Source organism: Vibrio sp. LB10LO1 (assembly GCF_010092875.1).
Taxonomy (GTDB): Bacteria; Pseudomonadota; Gammaproteobacteria; order Enterobacterales; family Vibrionaceae; genus Vibrio; species Vibrio campbellii.
On record NZ_JAADJW010000007.1, the window covers coordinates 37,492 to 52,728 of the forward strand.

Here is a 15,237-nt window from a genome sequence, read left to right on the forward strand (position 1 = left end):
AGGATAAAAAAGATGAAAAAGACACTAATCACTCTTGCTCTAGCTTTAACAACAACGACTGCTTTTGCACAAATGGATCATTCAAACATGGATCATGGCGATATGGATCATAGCAATATGAAGCATGAAAACATGGACCACGGCAGCATGAAGATGGATCACAGCAAAATGGACCACTCCAACATGATGGATATGCCAGGCATGTCTGCGGTAGGTATGCCAGCAAAAGGCGCAAAGCCAGATAAAGTGGTACACGTACTCTTGAGTGATGACATGACGATCAAGTTCAAGAAAGACGTCAAGATTGAGCCAAACGATGTGGTGCAGTTTGTAGTCATGAACACGGGTAAAATCAACCACGAGTTTACGATCGGTTCTGCCAAAGAGCAGCTAGAACATCGTGAAATGATGAAGAACATGAGTGGTGACCACATGCACGATTCAGGCAACGCAGTCACGGTTGAGCCGGGTAAAGCCAAGCAATTACTGTGGCACTTCCACGGAGACAACAAGGTTGAGTTCGCTTGTAACATTCCAGGTCACGCAGAAGCGGGAATGGTTAAAAAGATTGAACTGTAAATAATGACCTGAGGAAACAAAGGAGCTGACAGTTAAGCTCCTTTTTTCTATTTGAGTCAATAACAGTGAGGGGAAACTCAGAAGTTATAAGCCGCCATCACGCGAATTGCGGTTTCCTCTTCTTCTGAAAGGCTCAGATCTTCATCTATTTTGTATCCTTCCACAATCAAACCAACGCGAGCAATATCGACTTTGACTCCCAGCGTTGGTGTGATGTTGTTCTGATTTAAAGATTCCACATGTTCGCTGGTTTCTTCATTAAAGTACTCGATCTCGACATCATTGTAGTTCACACCAATACGCGGCGTAATCGCGAGCATGTCGCTCAAACGGATTTCATACCCCAGTGCAGTATGCAGCCCCCATACTTGCTTTTCAGCTGAGTAAATTCCATTTTCCTCTTTTTCTCCACTGTCTAAGGGCGCATTAAATCCGATTGACCAGTTAAGGTTAGGTAACACCTCAGCACCGATTTCCACACTTAAGACCTCATGGTCATCCATAAAGGTGACGCCACCCGCGACAAATGGGTCCTGCTCTTTCGCAAAAACAGGCGCACTGACTAATAGCACCAAAATGAATAAGCCAAATAGATCTTTAAGCATGACACCTCCGGATAGTGAATACGTTAATTTGCCACTATCAGAATACGTGGATTACATGCGCATTTTTGAAGGTTAAGAAGCTCAAATTTGAACCTTTGAACGCCACACAATGTCGTACTCAACGACGAAATTTTATAATTTAAGGCACCTTGTGAAACACTCGATAGATCTCAACCTGTACCGCTTTTTACATCTGGTTTTTGAACAAAAATCGTTGCCCAAGGTGTGCCATACGCTAGACATTAGTCGAGCAACGTTTAACCGTCAGTTAGCCGATTGCCGCGAACTATTTGGCAACGAGCTATTCATTGCCAACAAAGGGTTGTATGTTCCAACCCTGTTTTGCAGCCAACTGATGAGTATTATTGAAGAGCCACTCGAACAGCTGGAGTCTGCACAAACTCAGGTCAATGTGTTGGAAGCAGCAACTCAACCCACTCAATTCCGCTTTTTTGTTCCCAACCCGCTCAGTGCAATTCTTACTACCCCACTACTCGAACTTCTCGATCACAACAACAATATTGCGGACTTTTCTATGGTGGATTGGAATTTGGAAGGCATCGAGTTTCCAAAAGCAGGCTCACTCGCTGTGGGCATTTCCGGCTACCCGTCAGTAATGAACGAGCGTGTCGTTGAACGAAAAATTGGCGAGCTGGGATTGTACCTCTACACCTCAGCAAGTAACCCTTTATCACATCAAGACCAAGTGGATATTCAGGCTTTACAAAGTGAGAAGTTAGTACGCGTTTCGATGGGAGCGCTTGATGATGCGATTTACTATGAAAGGGTTAAACGACAACTCGGTTTTGCTCTTACGAGGCGATTAACGGTTCCTTCTGTGCACGCTGCATTAGATTGGCTTACGAACACCAACTATGTTTTGATTTGCTTTGCGCTGCCCGAATCCGTTTTGCCGCAAGGGATCAAAAAAGTCCCGTTGACTCAGGATAAGAAGCAAATGTTCTTCGATATCGGCCTGCAATTTCATAGGGGCTATTACCAACACCCAACCATTGTGAAATTGGAAAAGTACCTGTCTGATATTCTGCGCGACTTATAGCGTCTCAAGCGGTCTATTCGCTAAACCATCAGCTCGTCGACCCATCTATGTGTAAAAACAACCAGAAATAAAAAAGCCGCCCGGTACAGGCGGCAAACAAGCAGTGTGTGCAATAAAACGACAAAAAGATAAAGGTCGATGAAAAAGGTTAGAAGTTGAAGCTTACCGTAGCGCGCACTACATCTTCTTCAAATTCTTTATTCGTAATTGGGTTAACTGTTGAATCGTTGATCTTACCGTAGTCAACCGTTAGACCAATCATACGCCAGTTAACCGTGCCGCCGATTGATGCGTAAACATTGTCGATGTTCATGCTCTTGCCAGAGTGATCGCCACTCTTGATGTCTACATCAGCATTGAAGTAGTTCAAGCCGATTTTAGGAATGATATCGAATTCAGCGATCTCGAAACGGTAACCAACATTCGCGTACATACCCCATGCATCTTGATCGCTACTTGCAGACATATCGATAGTGTCGTTACCAATAAAGAAGCCACCGCCAGTCACAATGTTATTGCCCACGTCACGGCTGTAGCCCAGTGCAAACATCTCGTGGTCACCCACAAATGTTGCACCGGCTTCAATCGAATTATTACGCCCTTCGGCTAGAGCTTGGCCAGAAGCCGCTAGTGTCGCTAAAGTCGTCAGCGTTAGAATGCGTTTTGATGTGATAGTCATCTTTACTCTCTCGGTTTGGATTTGCTTATTACCCTAACCATTTCTGAATATCGAAATTGAGGTTTAAAAAACTCATCACTGAGCTAACTTACGACTAACAAACATGACACTTAGCGCATAATAAATAACTCTTCATGATAACTCTGGTCAATGTTAAATTGATGCGCATCTAACTCTTTTTTAAGCGCTTTTGAAAAAACTTCTGGTCCACAGAAGTACATTTCATATTGATTCAAATTACCACACTGCAAAGCCACACGTTGCGCGTTCAAACGTGGCGATTTTAGCGTATCAATTACGTATAATTTAACCTTCGCTTCATGGGCAAGGTGCCATAACTCATCAACCAACTGACCATCTACACCGCGATCACAATAGAATAGATGAACATTCTGATGACTCGTTTGCGCTTTTAATGCTTCCAAAGCCGCAAAGAAAGAAGCAATCCCCACGCCCCCCGCGATCCATATTTGAGGTTTATCTATATCAAATGCTAAGCGACCATAAGGGCCTTCTACTGTCACCGCATCGCCCGGTTGTACTCGCTCATAAAGCCCGGTGGTGAAGTCCCCTAGCTCTTTGATTAAGAAGCGTAACTCGCTACTTTCAGTGCTTGATACAATCGTAAACGGATGAGCATCCTCATCGCCAAATCGCAGGTAAGCAAATTGCCCCGCCTTATGGCCTTGCCAAGACGCATCTGGTGTTATGACCAACTCCATTACTTCTGCGTGTGGGAAATAACGTGTCTCGCTCACCACCGCCTTGTGTTTGTTGCGACGCCCCACAAAACCAAACAGACTATAAAGCGCGGCAATCGAACCAATTACGGCGAAAGCAATCGTGACATAGTAAACAGGCTCACCCCAATACGCACGTTTCAGTAGCAAAACAGAATGTATCGCGATCAAGAGGTAAGCGACGGACATGAACCGATGAGAGAGTTTGAATGGCTTGTATTTCACTGCGCTCCATAAAGAAACCACCAGCAAAACCAATAGTAAATAGAAGCCCCACTCACCAATACCTTGACCAAAATCGCGCAAACCGTTAATCCAAATCTCAATATCAGAGAGGTTACTTGCAGGCCCTGCACCTGAGTGTTTTATCGGTTTTGCCAAAACACCCGACATCACCAACCACTTAGGTATTTGATACCAAAGCCAATGCGCCACCCCCGAAGCAACGGCTCCAATACCCAACCATTTATGAACGCGATACGCCTTGTCCATGCCATGTAGCCAGTTTTCGACCACAGTAAGGCGCATCGCCAAAACCATGGTGATTGACATCAGCATCAGAGACAGAATCCCTGAATATTGGATCATGGCCGATCGCCATTCAAAGACATTGGTTGAAGAGAAAATCTGCGGTTCCATCGCAAACCATAATATGGACATCGCGACGACCATTACCCAGATGATATTGCGGACTGTTTTCATGATTGGTTACTCGGTTATTTGACAACTTTACTTTAGCTATCCATGTGTAAAGCAACGTCAATCAGCGTAAAAACGGGTAAAGCTTGGTGTATGCAAAGATTCCTACAGAAAAAAGACAAGAATCTAACAGTCATTAGAGTATTCACTCGCTATAGTTCGACTATATTCGCCTGAGTGTGAACCGAAATAAATAACACTAAGAAAATCAATAATGAAAAAGCTATTTCTGCTACTTGGATTGTTAGCCTGTTCGAGTGCAACGTACGCCGCCAAACTTAATGAAGACATCTCCGCGATTGAAGAGCATATTTCGGGTCGAATCGGTGTGTCTGTCTGGGATACTCAAACCGATGAACATTGGGACTATAGAGGCGACGAGCGCTTCCCGATGATGAGCACATTCAAAACGCTTGCATGTGCAACGATGCTTAGTGACATGGATAATGAAAAGCTCGATAAAAACGCCACTGCCAAAGTAGAAGAGCGCAATATGGTGGTTTGGTCACCAGTAATGGATCGTATGGCAGGTCAAACAACGCGTATTGAACATGCTTGTGAAGCCGCAATGCTGATGAGCGACAATACCGCAGCCAACATTGTTTTGCGTAGCATTGGGGGTCCACGCGGTGTCACTACGTTCTTGCGTTCTATCGGTGATAAAGCAACGCGCCTTGACCGTTTTGAACCAAGACTGAACGAGGCGAACCCGGGCGACAAGCGAGACACCACAACACCTAATGCCATGGTAAATACGCTGCATACGTTGTTAGAAGGTGATGCGCTATCCTACGAATCACGCATTCAATTAAAAATCTGGATGCAGGATAACAAAGTCTCTGATTCTTTGATGCGCTCTGTGTTACCAAAGGGTTGGTCGATTGCCGATCGTTCTGGTGCAGGGGGCTTTGGATCACGCGGCATCACGGCAATGATCTGGAAAGAGAATCATAAACCGGTCTACATCAGCATTTACATTACTGAAACCGATTTATCCTTGCAGGCGCGCGATCAGGTTATCGCTCAAGTGAGCCAGTTAATACTGGATGAGTACAATACTATTTAACACTCGCTAGATATTAAAAAACGGAGCTTTCGAGCTCCGTTTTTTATTGCAGGTAACCTTACCAGTAAGCAGGACTATCCAAACCTTTCACGCAAGAGGATGTCCCTTGGACTGGCGTCAGCTCACCAACAAGTGATTGTGCTAACCAACCATGTGGAAAGCTTAAAGTATGAGGCGCTTTGAATTGCGCTTCTGTCACTTGTTGGAAACCAACACGCGAGTAAAAGTTAGGGTCGCCATAGGTAAATACCAATTCGATGCCTTGTTGTTTCAGTTGCTCAAGGCCAAAGTTGATTAGGGCTTGTCCTACGCCTTTACCTTGGCACTCTGTTAGTGTTGCCATTGGCGACAACAAGTAGCCCACTTCACCATTCTCAAAGCGTAACGGTGTAAACAACACGCCTGAAATCAAGCGTTCATCTTGTTTCGCAACAAAGCCTTTAAGCTCTCGCTCAGGTGTCGTACTCAATAAATCGCCGACGAGCGAGCCGATGGTTTTGCCTTCTACTTCGCCTTCAGAATCAGAAAAGGTTTGAGTAAACAAAGCGATCATCTCGCTGCTCATTACTCCCTCGTAAGGAGAAAGTGTGTAGTTTGCTTTTTGAGTGTTTTGATTTGTTGTTTCGTTCATTTTTCTATCAATCTTTTTGTAAGATATACATCTGATACGCCACTTCATTACCACGGCGTTTAACGATATCTAATTCAACTTGTATGTCTTTCAATGCTTGTGATGCTGGCATCTCAGCTTTCAAACTTTGCACACGCTCATTTAAAGGAACGTAGTAGTTATCCCATGCCTGTTGGCTAATTGGGAACGTCTCTAACACTCGGTAGCCTGCTGATTTCGCCTGCGCAATGCGCTTCTCGACGCTGCCCATATCCAGGTACTCTTTTTGCCAAAATGCCACCGTATCTTCGCTTGGCGTGTCTGTATTCCAAACCAAATCGCTCACCACTAAGATACCGCCGTCTTTAAGCAATGGTCGCCATGCTTTGAATGCGTTTTCCACGCCCATGATGTAAGCACTGCCTTCCGCCCAAATTAGGTTGCTCGTCCCGTCGGCGAATGGCAGTTCAGTCATGCTGGCACACACCGTGGTGATATTGTCACTTAGGCCAAGAGCTTGTGCTTTACCTTGCAAGCGTTGCAAAGACGGCTCGTCATTATCGACCGCGGTGACATGTGCGTGTTTTGCCAAAGTGCGAGTCGCAATGCCCTGCCCACAGCCGATTTCCAATATCTCATCAGGTTGAGTTGGTAATAGACTCAACGCTTTCAACGTATCTTGCTCTGAACCCGGCCCCCAAAACTCCAGGGCTTCATATACGCGGAAGAAGTCCGCCATGTAGTCGTCGTGAGTATTCATATCTTTTGATAACCAACGTAAGTGAAGGGCTTCTTTCTCGCTAAAACCTTGCGTCATCAGCCATTTCAAGTGCGCATCCGGCGCAACTTCATCCAACGATTCATGCCAATCGGTTAACGGTGTTTCACCAAGCAATGCCGCCAACAACTGGCGCGACTTCTGCTTTTGCTCAATCTCTTCATCGAGCTGTTTGAGTCTTTCCAACATCAACTGGCGATCCACTTTCGCTTCCAGACAGGCTTTACATTCTTTGAGCGTCAGTCCACCGCTCTGCAATTGCTGGATCAAACGCAAGCGTTGCAGATCCGCATCGCTATACGCGCGGTAGCCGTTACTTAACCGTTGCCCTTTGATGAGCTCAATCTTCTCGTAATAGAGCAATGTGGTGCGAGACAAGCCCAGCATCTCAGCCAGTTCCGATATCCGATACATGTAATTTTCCTCAGCGCTGATGAAAGCATCTTAAACTGTAGAGTTATAGACAGGTCAACATGAATTGTAGAAAAAGATTCAAAAAGTAAAACGCCCACAATACGTTCGCATTGTGGGCGTTTTTGTATTTTGTTCGTGATTAGGCCGCTACTTCACTAACCCTTGCTCAACCAAGCGTGGGAAAACCTCATTGCGGAAAATTGTGCTTATCGCGATGTCATCCACGTTTGAAGAATCTACCCATTGGCATTCTTCAATTTCGTTACTGGCAACCACCTCGCCCGAATAATCATTTACGAAGAACACATCCATAACCAAAGTAATGCCGTCTTTATCGTGTGCAGGCGCCTCAAAGCGACCAAACAACGTTAAGGCATCTTCCGCAACGACAATGCTTACTTCTTCTTGCAGTTCGCGACATAACGCTTGCTCTGGTGTTTCGCCACTATCTAGTTTTCCGCCCGGCGCATAGAAGGTGTCTTTGCCTTTTGATCGCAGCACTAACAACGCGCCGTCTTTAATAATGATACCTGCAGACTTGTGCATCTTGCTTTCCTTCTAGGCGTTAGAGAAACTTCTCGATCATGACTTCATTGATATATTGATCGTTAACTTTGGCGTGCTTCTTAGCAGTACCGACCACTTCAAAGCCGTGTTTCAGATAGGTTGCGAGCGCGTTGGGGTTGTCCTCTCGTACATAAGCAAACAACTTTTCGTAGCCTTTGGCTTTAGCATCGGCAAAAGTGGTGGTAAACAACGCTGAAGCGACACCTTGTCGACGGCACTTGGCATCGACGAACGTACCGATAATACCTACATGTGCGAATGCCTTGGTATAACTGGCGAAAGGCTCTACGTTTTGGAAACCTAGCACGGCGCTGTCTTCCTCGTCCGCCTCTTTTACAGTCAATGCCACATTGAACACGCCCGTTTCAGGAAAGCTTTCAATGAAGCCTTCTTCCTCTTCTGGGGTAAAGGTCGTATCGAGAATCGTGTATAAGCCCTCTTCGATGATGGGATTGAGAACTTCGGTAATGCTTTGAGCGTGCTGTTTTTGTGCCTTTGTGACGACAACTTTCATAGTATTTTCGTTCTTTTTATAGGGATGAAATAGGAGCTCGATTATCTTCTATCTTGATCGTAAAACCAATGACCTAACGATCGTTCGATCAGTAAATACCCACTGGATAATCCTATAATTAACGCCCTATAAATAAACTACCGCTTCGATGTTGTTACCATCGGGATCATAAAAAAACGCCGCGTAGTAATTTGGCGTATAGTGTTCACGCAAGCCTGGCTCACCATGACAAGTAAAACCAGCCTCAATACCTGCTTTATGAAAGGCCTCGACGGAAGCCTTGTCATTCGCTTTAAACGCAATGTGGCAAGGAGCACTTTGAGCCCCCTTTTCTATCAGGAAGCGCGTATTGGGTTCACCAACTAATCCAAAGCCTGCCGCTGCTTCGTCCGACCATTTTAGCTCGATGCCCAAAGGGGTAAGCACCTTGGAGTAAAAACCGACACAGGCGTTAACATCCACAACCTTAATTTCAAAATGATCAATCATAACAATCCCTATTTGATTGAATTTCTTCCATAAAAAAGACCACCTTAGTCAAAGGTGGTCTTGATTGCGACGTCTATCGTTTTAGCGATAACAAACTTGTCGGTGATGCCTCAGCTTAACTTAAAGGACGGCCTTCATAATCACCCGTCAGTGTTTTTAAGAACGCTTTGATGGCATCCACTTCTTCATCCGACATTTCTACTCCGACTTGGTATTTGCCCATGTCGTAGATGGCTTTTTCTAGCGTATCAGCATGGCCATCGTGGAAGTATGGCGGTGTCAGTTCAATGTTGCGCAAGGTTGGCACTTTGAACTTATGTTTGTCTTCTTTGTTGCCAGTGAAGTTGTAACGACCAAGGTCTGCATCCGTCATGTCGGTACCACGGTCCGCAAAGTAATCCGCTTTCATGCCCATGGTTTCAAACGTTTCACCACCCATCGCTTCACCTGCGTGACAAGTTTGACAATCGTACTTCTTGAACAGCATCAAACCGTATTTCTCGTGCGAGTCCAGCGCCTTTGTATCACCCATCATGTATTGGTCGAAGCGGCTGTTTGGTGTGGTTAGGGTTTTCTCAAACTCGGCAATCGCATCCGTAATGTTGTTGCCATTAATCTCACCTGAGTAAACCTTTTGGAACATCGCCACCATGTCTGGGTCTTGGCTTAACTTATCGACGATTTCATCCCAATCCATAGAGCCCATTTCAATCGGGTTAAACGGAGGACCACCCGCTTGATCTTGCAGATCCGCAGCACGACCATCCCAGAACTGCAGCTTGTTGTACACAGCATTAAAAACGGTTGGCGCGTTGATGCCACCAACTTGGCCATGAATACCAACAGACGTTACGAGTCGGTCCACGCCGCCTGTATCAAGGCTGTGGCATGATGCACATGAGACAGTATTGTCGCCTGAAAGTCGTGTGTCGTGGTAAAGCACCTTACCCAGTTCAGCCTTGTCTGCGTCGGTTTCAAACGTAGTGTAAATTGGTTGTAGAACTTTGGTTTTACGTTCTTCAGATACCGGTGATTGTGCGTGGCGCTCAGCACGCTTTTCACGAATCCATTTCAGTAGCGTGTGTTTTTCATCTTTCGACATACTTGCAGACCAGTGCATGGTCAGGTAAATCGCTGGCGGCATAGAATCGTCGTAGAGCACCTTCTCAAGACGAGCCAAAGCCACTTCAGAAACTGGATCGTTCTGCTTCACGTCATCCAGCAAGTTTGTCATGTCAAAGTGACGCATGGCCACTTTCACATCCGCTTCCATAATTTGTTTTGCCACTGGCATTTCAGAATAGAAAGGCATTTCACTGCTCGGCGTATGACAATAGCCACAACCTTTATCCGCCAATACCTTCATCGCTTGATAATCCAGTGTCGATTGATCTAACGAACTAAATTGCGTCAGATTTTGTTGAGCCACTTTTTTATCGTCTTGGTTCACCATATAGACTGTACCGAAGTACGCCACCAAGCCAACTCCTACAATCCCTAGCGTTATTTTCTTTTTATTCATCACTGTTCCCCTAAATCAGTTGGGGCGAAAGTTATTGAAATGGCGATATTTTTAAAAATGGGAAAAAGGAATTGATATTAATCGAATATTTAGATGAGCAACGAATTTAACATCTAAAGTTCGTAAAAACAGACACTTGGGGAAATAAGTGAAAAATACAACATAAAGACAACAACTTAAAACCGCAACTTTTATTGATATGAGTCAAAAATGACGAGAGCACCAATATATTAACCAAACATATTAAATTCGATTAAAAATAATTCAGAACGAAATAAAGTAGGAATTTAGGAGGGAATAATAGGCATAAAAAAAGGCAGCTCGTGAGCTACCTTTTTTGCAAGTCAGCAAATTAAATTATGCTTTCTTAACATCTTTCGCTGGGTAAGTTAGTGTTGCTTCGCCAGCCTGAACGCGTACGTAGAAACCGCCGCTGCTTAGACCTGTAACAACCATTTCACCTAGATCGATACCTTTAGTAGCTACTACTACGTCACCGATTGAAAACATATTTAATACCTTGTTTATGTAGATTATGACCTTAAGTCGTTGGCGGTATTTAATCTGAAATCGCACCCTTAACCTAATCAGGTTTTTTGTCGTTATGATTAACTTTTGTTGTTGCAGCAAGCCTTATATTTAAAGGCGTTACAGGGCTATGACGAAGATCGCTTTTACAAGCATAAACTCGCAGAAGTAAAGGGGAGATTTCCCCCTAATAGGCTAAGATGGCATGGTTATAGTCGCATTTAATTATGCTTTTTCTATCCGGAGATAGACGATGAAAAATGGTCTCACAATTCGTGCTTTAGAACGTTCAGACCTGCGCTTTATTCACGACCTCAACAATAACCGTAATATCATGACGTATTGGTTTGAAGAACCGTACGAATCCCACGATGAATTAGAAGAGCTTTACCGCAAACATATTCACGACGACGCCGAGCGCCGCTTTGTAGTGGAAGATGAACACGGCGTATTAATTGGTCTGGTAGAGCTGATTGAGATTAACTACATTCACCGTAGTGCTGAATTCCAAATCATCATCGCACCAGATCATCAAGGGCGAGGTTATGCCGAAGAGGTGATCAATCGAGCTTTGGATTATTCGTTCTCAATTCTTAACCTGCACAAAATCTATTTGTTAGTTGCCTTAGACAACGAAAAAGCAATTCACCTTTACCAGAAGTGCGGTTTTATTGAGGAAGGTCATCTCGTGCAAGAGTACTTCATTAACGGTAGCTACCGCGATGTAAAACGCATGTACATTCTGCAAGACCAATACCGCGAAAAACTCGAGAACAATCAATAACAATAAAACAACGGTAAGCGAAAGCCTGCTTACCGTTGTTTTAAACTGATTTATTGGTTTTTCCAGCTATAGCCGATGCTCAGGAAGTACAAAGCAGGATCATCAAAGCTTGCAACAGGAACACCCGCTATTTTCACTTCAGACGACTCAATAAGCATCGCTTCAAAGGCAACAGAAACGGTACTTGCTTCATCAATCTTATAGTCAATACCTGTACCTAAACGGTAAGCATTGCCTGAAGGAATGGTGAGATCACCATTGGATTGATCTGCAAACATACTAGAGTCAAAAGCAAAACCAGCGTTCCACATGACTTTGCTGTTCACCTTGTATTGAGTACCAAGTGCAATTTGGTAAGTGTCTTGCGTCTCAACATCCATCAGCGTTTGGTAAGCACTCCAGTCTTGCCAGTTCAAGTTACCCATCACCGCCAGTTTGTCGTTGAGCTCATGGTAAGCGCTGAACACCAACTGCTGAGGCGCAACAGCACTGGTCGAGAAGTCTTTATCGTCGAATTCGAACTCAGTTTCATTCGAGTAAGACAGACCTAAGCGAGTGCCGGAATTCAACTCATACAACACACCAACGCGGCCATTAACTTGGGTGTCTGTATCTTCAACACCACCAGCGATGGTCGTACCGTCAACTTTCACATCCATATCTAAAATGCCGTAATGGATGCCCAATGCAGCACCTACAGACCATTGATCGTTAATACGGTAAGAAGCAGAAGGCTGAACGGTCAAGGCTTGAGTGATCGCATTAGGAATATCGATACGATTGAACAACTTGTCGTACTCCAACCCTAATCCATAGTTACCATACATACCGATACCAAGCGTCCACTTATCGTTCACCTGTTGGCTATAAAATGCAGAACCAAGCGGGACGTAGCCAATGATATTCCCAGCATCACCGCCACCAACCGTGTCTAGCGTGGTATCGCCATACAAGCTGATCAGATGGCCGGAAAATGACTGACCGGCCACGTTAGACAAACCCGCGGGGTTCGCCGCCATGACCGAAGCATCCTGCGCCCTTGCGGCCATGCCCGCAGAAGCCAAGCCGATATCAGTAGTGGAAGTCTCGTACAAGTACAGACCTCCTGCTTGCGCTGCTGCACACGAGAGGAGGGACCCCGCAACAACGATTTTGGTAAGATTTTTCATATTATATTTATTCCACTTGAACTAACTGAATGCGTTATCCAATCCCCATCAAATAAAGGTCTGCAAACAAACGTTGGATAAGTTAGGGATAGACGATTAAACGCTGTAGAAAACTAAGAGGAAGAATAATAGGAAGTTCTATCACCTATGGTTATATGCGTTATAACCTTGTTATTAACTGGCTGAGATAAAAACAAAAAACGCAGCCCGAAGACTGCGTTGTGATTCATTGACAAATGAATTAAGCCCAAGCTTAAAGCTAACCTCTCGCTTACAACTTTTCGACGCCCATATTGAACAAAGTGAAGCTATAAACATCCGCGGTTTTCTCGATAACCTTACTAGTCGGTGTGCCTGCACCATGACCTGCATTGGTTTCGATTCGAATCAAGGTTGGGTTTGTACCTGCTTGTTTCGACTGCAGCTCGGCCGCAAATTTGTAAGAGTGCGCTGGCACCACGCGATCATCATGATCACCCGTTGTTACCATAGTTGCCGGGTACTTAACGCCGGCTTTGACGTTGTGTACTGGCGAGTACCCTTTGAGGTAATTGAACATCTCTTTACTTTGCTCTGCTGTACCGTAGTCATAAGCCCAGCCTGCTCCTGCCGTAAAGGTGTGGTAGCGAAGCATATCCAATACACCCACTGCTGGCAGTGCCACTTTGAACAGCTCTGGGCGCTGCGTCATCACAGCACCAACAAGTAAGCCGCCGTTCGATCCACCGTTAATCGCGAGTTTGTCTGACGAGGTGTAGTCTTGGTCAATAAGGAACTCCGCTCCGGCAATAAAGTCATCAAACGAATTTTGCTTCTCTAACTTGGTGCCAGCATTGTGCCACTCTTTACCGTACTCACCACCACCACGGATGTTCGCAACAGCGTAGATTCCGCCCATTTCCAACCATGCCGCTCTGCTTGGACTGAAGTAAGGCGTCAGGCTGATATTGAAACCACCATAACCATACAAGATCGTTGGCGCTGTACCGTCCATCGGTGTGCCTTTCTTGTAGGTAATGATCATTGGAATCTTGGTGCCGTCTTTCGACTTGTAGAACACCTGACGGGATTCAAATTGTGCCGGATCGAATGGTGCGTTCGATTTGTGGTAAACCTCGCTGTCACCCTCTTTGATGTCTAAGCGATAGGTCGTGCTTGGCGTCTTGTAGTTGGTGAAAGAGTAGTAGACTTCCGCGTCTTCTTTCTTACCCCAGAAACCGTAAGCACTGCCGATGTCTGGCAGCTTGATTTCACGAATGAACTTACCGTCCATATCGTATTGTTTGACCATCGAAAGCGCATCAACAATGTAGCTTGCGAATAGATAACCGCCCGCGGTTGATGGGCTAAGCACGTTGTCAGTTTCAGGTATTAAATCTTTCCAATTCTTCGGCTCAGGGTTACTCGCATCCACCGTCACTACACGTTTGTTTGGTGCATCTAAGTTAGTAACCAAATACAGCTTGGTGCCTTTGCTATCAATCACCCAAGTATCAGAATTGGTGTTATCCAGAATGGTTTGCAACGGGCTGTCTGGCTTGGTCAAATCTTTCAAGAACAGTTTATTGCCCGACGTTGAAGTGCTTGCCGAAATAAACAGGTAACGTTGGTCGTCCGAAGTGTAACCGCGAACGTATCGGTGCTTCTCTGCCTCTGTACCACCGAAGATAAGCTTATCATCACTTTGCTTAGTACCTAGCTCATGGTAGTAAAGCTTGTGCTGGTCGGTTTTTGCCGAAAGCTCGCTGCCTTCTGGCTTGTCGTAACTTGAGTAGTAGAAACCTTTGTTCCCCAGCCAATTCACGCCGCTGAACTTAATATCCACTAGCGTCTCACCGACAGGCTTTTTGGTTTCTGCATCAAGCACAATTACTTTGCGCCAGTCGCTACCGCCTTCTGAAATGCTGTAAGCGACTAAAGAACCATCTTTGGTGAAGCTCACATTCGCCAGTGAGGTCGTGCCATCTTCGCTAAAGGTATTAGGATCGAGGAAAACTTCTGGCTTGCCATCATCGAGTTGACGGTAAAGCACATCTTGGTTTTGCAAACCGTCGTTTTTGTAGAAATAGGTGTATTTGCCTTCTTTGAATGGACGCCCTAACTTCTCGTAATCCATCAACTGAGTTAAGCGTTCTTCAATCTGGTGACGATAAGGAATTTGCGCCAAGTAATCGAACGTGACTTGGTTCTGCGCTTTCACCCAATCTGCCGTTTCTTTACTGCGGTCGTCTTCTAACCAGCGGTATGGGTCACTGACTTTGGTACCAAAATACTCATCTTCCACATCGACTTTCTTTGTCGTTGGGTACTTCACCGCCATTTTGTGTACGTGTTCAACCAGCTTTTGTGTTGAGTCTTCTGCATACGCACTCGACAACATTCCCGTCATCGCAAACGCCGTCACCAATGCTAAGGTTTTCTTTTTCATAGACTT

The 15,237-nt window shown here is 45.1% G+C and carries 16 protein-coding genes; 4 read left to right on the forward strand and 12 right to left on the reverse strand.

The genetic code is table 11. From position 1 onward, the window contains the following. The first annotated feature begins 12 nt into the window (after positions 1-12). On the forward strand, positions 13-579 hold the full coding sequence (locus GXP65_RS06820; protein ID WP_005425081.1) for a cupredoxin family protein: 567 nt from the start codon (positions 13-15) through the stop codon (positions 577-579). Positions 580-656: 77 nt separating this feature from the next. On the opposite strand, the gene GXP65_RS06825 is transcribed toward GXP65_RS06820, so the two are convergent. Next, a complete protein-coding gene (locus GXP65_RS06825; RefSeq protein WP_005425112.1) occupies positions 657-1,184 on the reverse strand; it encodes an autotransporter domain-containing protein in 528 nt (175 codons plus the stop codon). A gap of 151 nt (positions 1,185-1,335) precedes the next feature. Here GXP65_RS06825 and GXP65_RS06830 point away from each other — a divergent pair, with 151 nt between their 5' ends. After that, complete coding sequence (locus GXP65_RS06830; protein ID WP_047476246.1) at positions 1,336-2,244, forward strand: LysR family transcriptional regulator; 909 nt, start codon at positions 1,336-1,338, stop codon at positions 2,242-2,244. 148 nt (positions 2,245-2,392) lie between these two features. Here the strand turns inward: GXP65_RS06830 and GXP65_RS06835 are convergent, their stop codons facing one another. Both GXP65_RS06835 and GXP65_RS06840 read right to left on the reverse strand, forming a co-directional pair. Beyond that, complete coding sequence (locus GXP65_RS06835; RefSeq protein ID WP_162092356.1) at positions 2,393-2,923, reverse strand: autotransporter domain-containing protein; 531 nt, start codon at positions 2,921-2,923, stop codon at positions 2,393-2,395. 110 nt (positions 2,924-3,033) lie between these two features. Further along, positions 3,034-4,365 carry a ferric reductase-like transmembrane domain-containing protein gene (locus GXP65_RS06840; protein WP_162092357.1) on the reverse strand — a complete coding sequence of 444 codons (1,332 nt, stop codon included), beginning with the start codon at positions 4,363-4,365 and terminating at the stop codon, positions 3,034-3,036. A gap of 211 nt (positions 4,366-4,576) precedes the next feature. Between GXP65_RS06840 and blaCARB the strand changes: the two genes are divergently transcribed. Continuing rightward, the gene (gene blaCARB / locus GXP65_RS06845) at positions 4,577-5,428 is read left to right on the forward strand and encodes a CARB/PSE/RTG family carbenicillin-hydrolyzing class A beta-lactamase (protein ID WP_045372481.1); all 852 of its coding nucleotides are present in this window, start codon (positions 4,577-4,579) and stop codon (positions 5,426-5,428) included. A gap of 58 nt (positions 5,429-5,486) precedes the next feature. On the opposite strand, the gene GXP65_RS06850 is transcribed toward blaCARB, so the two are convergent. From GXP65_RS06850 to GXP65_RS25010, 7 genes are all read right to left on the reverse strand, one after another. Beyond that, a complete protein-coding gene (locus GXP65_RS06850; protein WP_162092358.1) occupies positions 5,487-6,059 on the reverse strand; it encodes an N-acetyltransferase in 573 nt (190 codons plus the stop codon). A 7-nt stretch (positions 6,060-6,066) separates the two neighbouring features. Beyond that, positions 6,067-7,230, reverse strand: coding sequence for a MerR family transcriptional regulator (locus GXP65_RS06855; RefSeq protein ID WP_162092359.1), 1,164 nt, complete (start codon positions 7,228-7,230; stop codon positions 6,067-6,069). A 147-nt stretch (positions 7,231-7,377) separates the two neighbouring features. Continuing rightward, positions 7,378-7,776, reverse strand: a complete 399-nt coding sequence (locus tag GXP65_RS06860) for an NUDIX domain-containing protein (protein WP_038889712.1) — start codon at positions 7,774-7,776, stop codon at positions 7,378-7,380. A gap of 19 nt (positions 7,777-7,795) precedes the next feature. Then, the gene (locus GXP65_RS06865) at positions 7,796-8,311 is read right to left on the reverse strand and encodes a GNAT family N-acetyltransferase (RefSeq protein ID WP_162092360.1); all 516 of its coding nucleotides are present in this window, start codon (positions 8,309-8,311) and stop codon (positions 7,796-7,798) included. 126 nt (positions 8,312-8,437) lie between these two features. Further along, positions 8,438-8,800, reverse strand: a complete 363-nt coding sequence (locus tag GXP65_RS06870) for a VOC family protein (protein WP_162092361.1) — start codon at positions 8,798-8,800, stop codon at positions 8,438-8,440. Between the two features lie 115 nt (positions 8,801-8,915). After that, positions 8,916-10,322 carry a cytochrome c peroxidase gene (locus GXP65_RS06875; RefSeq protein ID WP_005426387.1) on the reverse strand — a complete coding sequence of 469 codons (1,407 nt, stop codon included), beginning with the start codon at positions 10,320-10,322 and terminating at the stop codon, positions 8,916-8,918. Positions 10,323-10,679: 357 nt separating this feature from the next. After that, a complete protein-coding gene (locus GXP65_RS25010; RefSeq protein ID WP_005426336.1) occupies positions 10,680-10,832 on the reverse strand; it encodes a hypothetical protein in 153 nt (50 codons plus the stop codon). Positions 10,833-11,103: 271 nt separating this feature from the next. On the opposite strand from GXP65_RS25010, the gene speG reads away from it, so the two are divergent. Next, on the forward strand, positions 11,104-11,634 hold the full coding sequence (speG, locus tag GXP65_RS06880) for a spermidine N1-acetyltransferase (protein ID WP_045380068.1): 531 nt from the start codon (positions 11,104-11,106) through the stop codon (positions 11,632-11,634). Positions 11,635-11,684: 50 nt separating this feature from the next. Here the strand turns inward: speG and GXP65_RS06885 are convergent, their stop codons facing one another. Together GXP65_RS06885 and GXP65_RS06890 are read right to left on the reverse strand one after the other, a co-directional pair. Beyond that, the gene (locus GXP65_RS06885; protein ID WP_162092362.1) at positions 11,685-12,803 is read right to left on the reverse strand and encodes an outer membrane protein transport protein; all 1,119 of its coding nucleotides are present in this window, start codon (positions 12,801-12,803) and stop codon (positions 11,685-11,687) included. Between the two features lie 271 nt (positions 12,804-13,074). After that, entirely contained in the window at positions 13,075-15,231 is a 2,157-nt protein-coding gene (locus GXP65_RS06890) for a prolyl oligopeptidase family serine peptidase (protein ID WP_162092363.1), read from the reverse strand. Between the last annotated feature and the right edge of the window lie 6 nt (positions 15,232-15,237).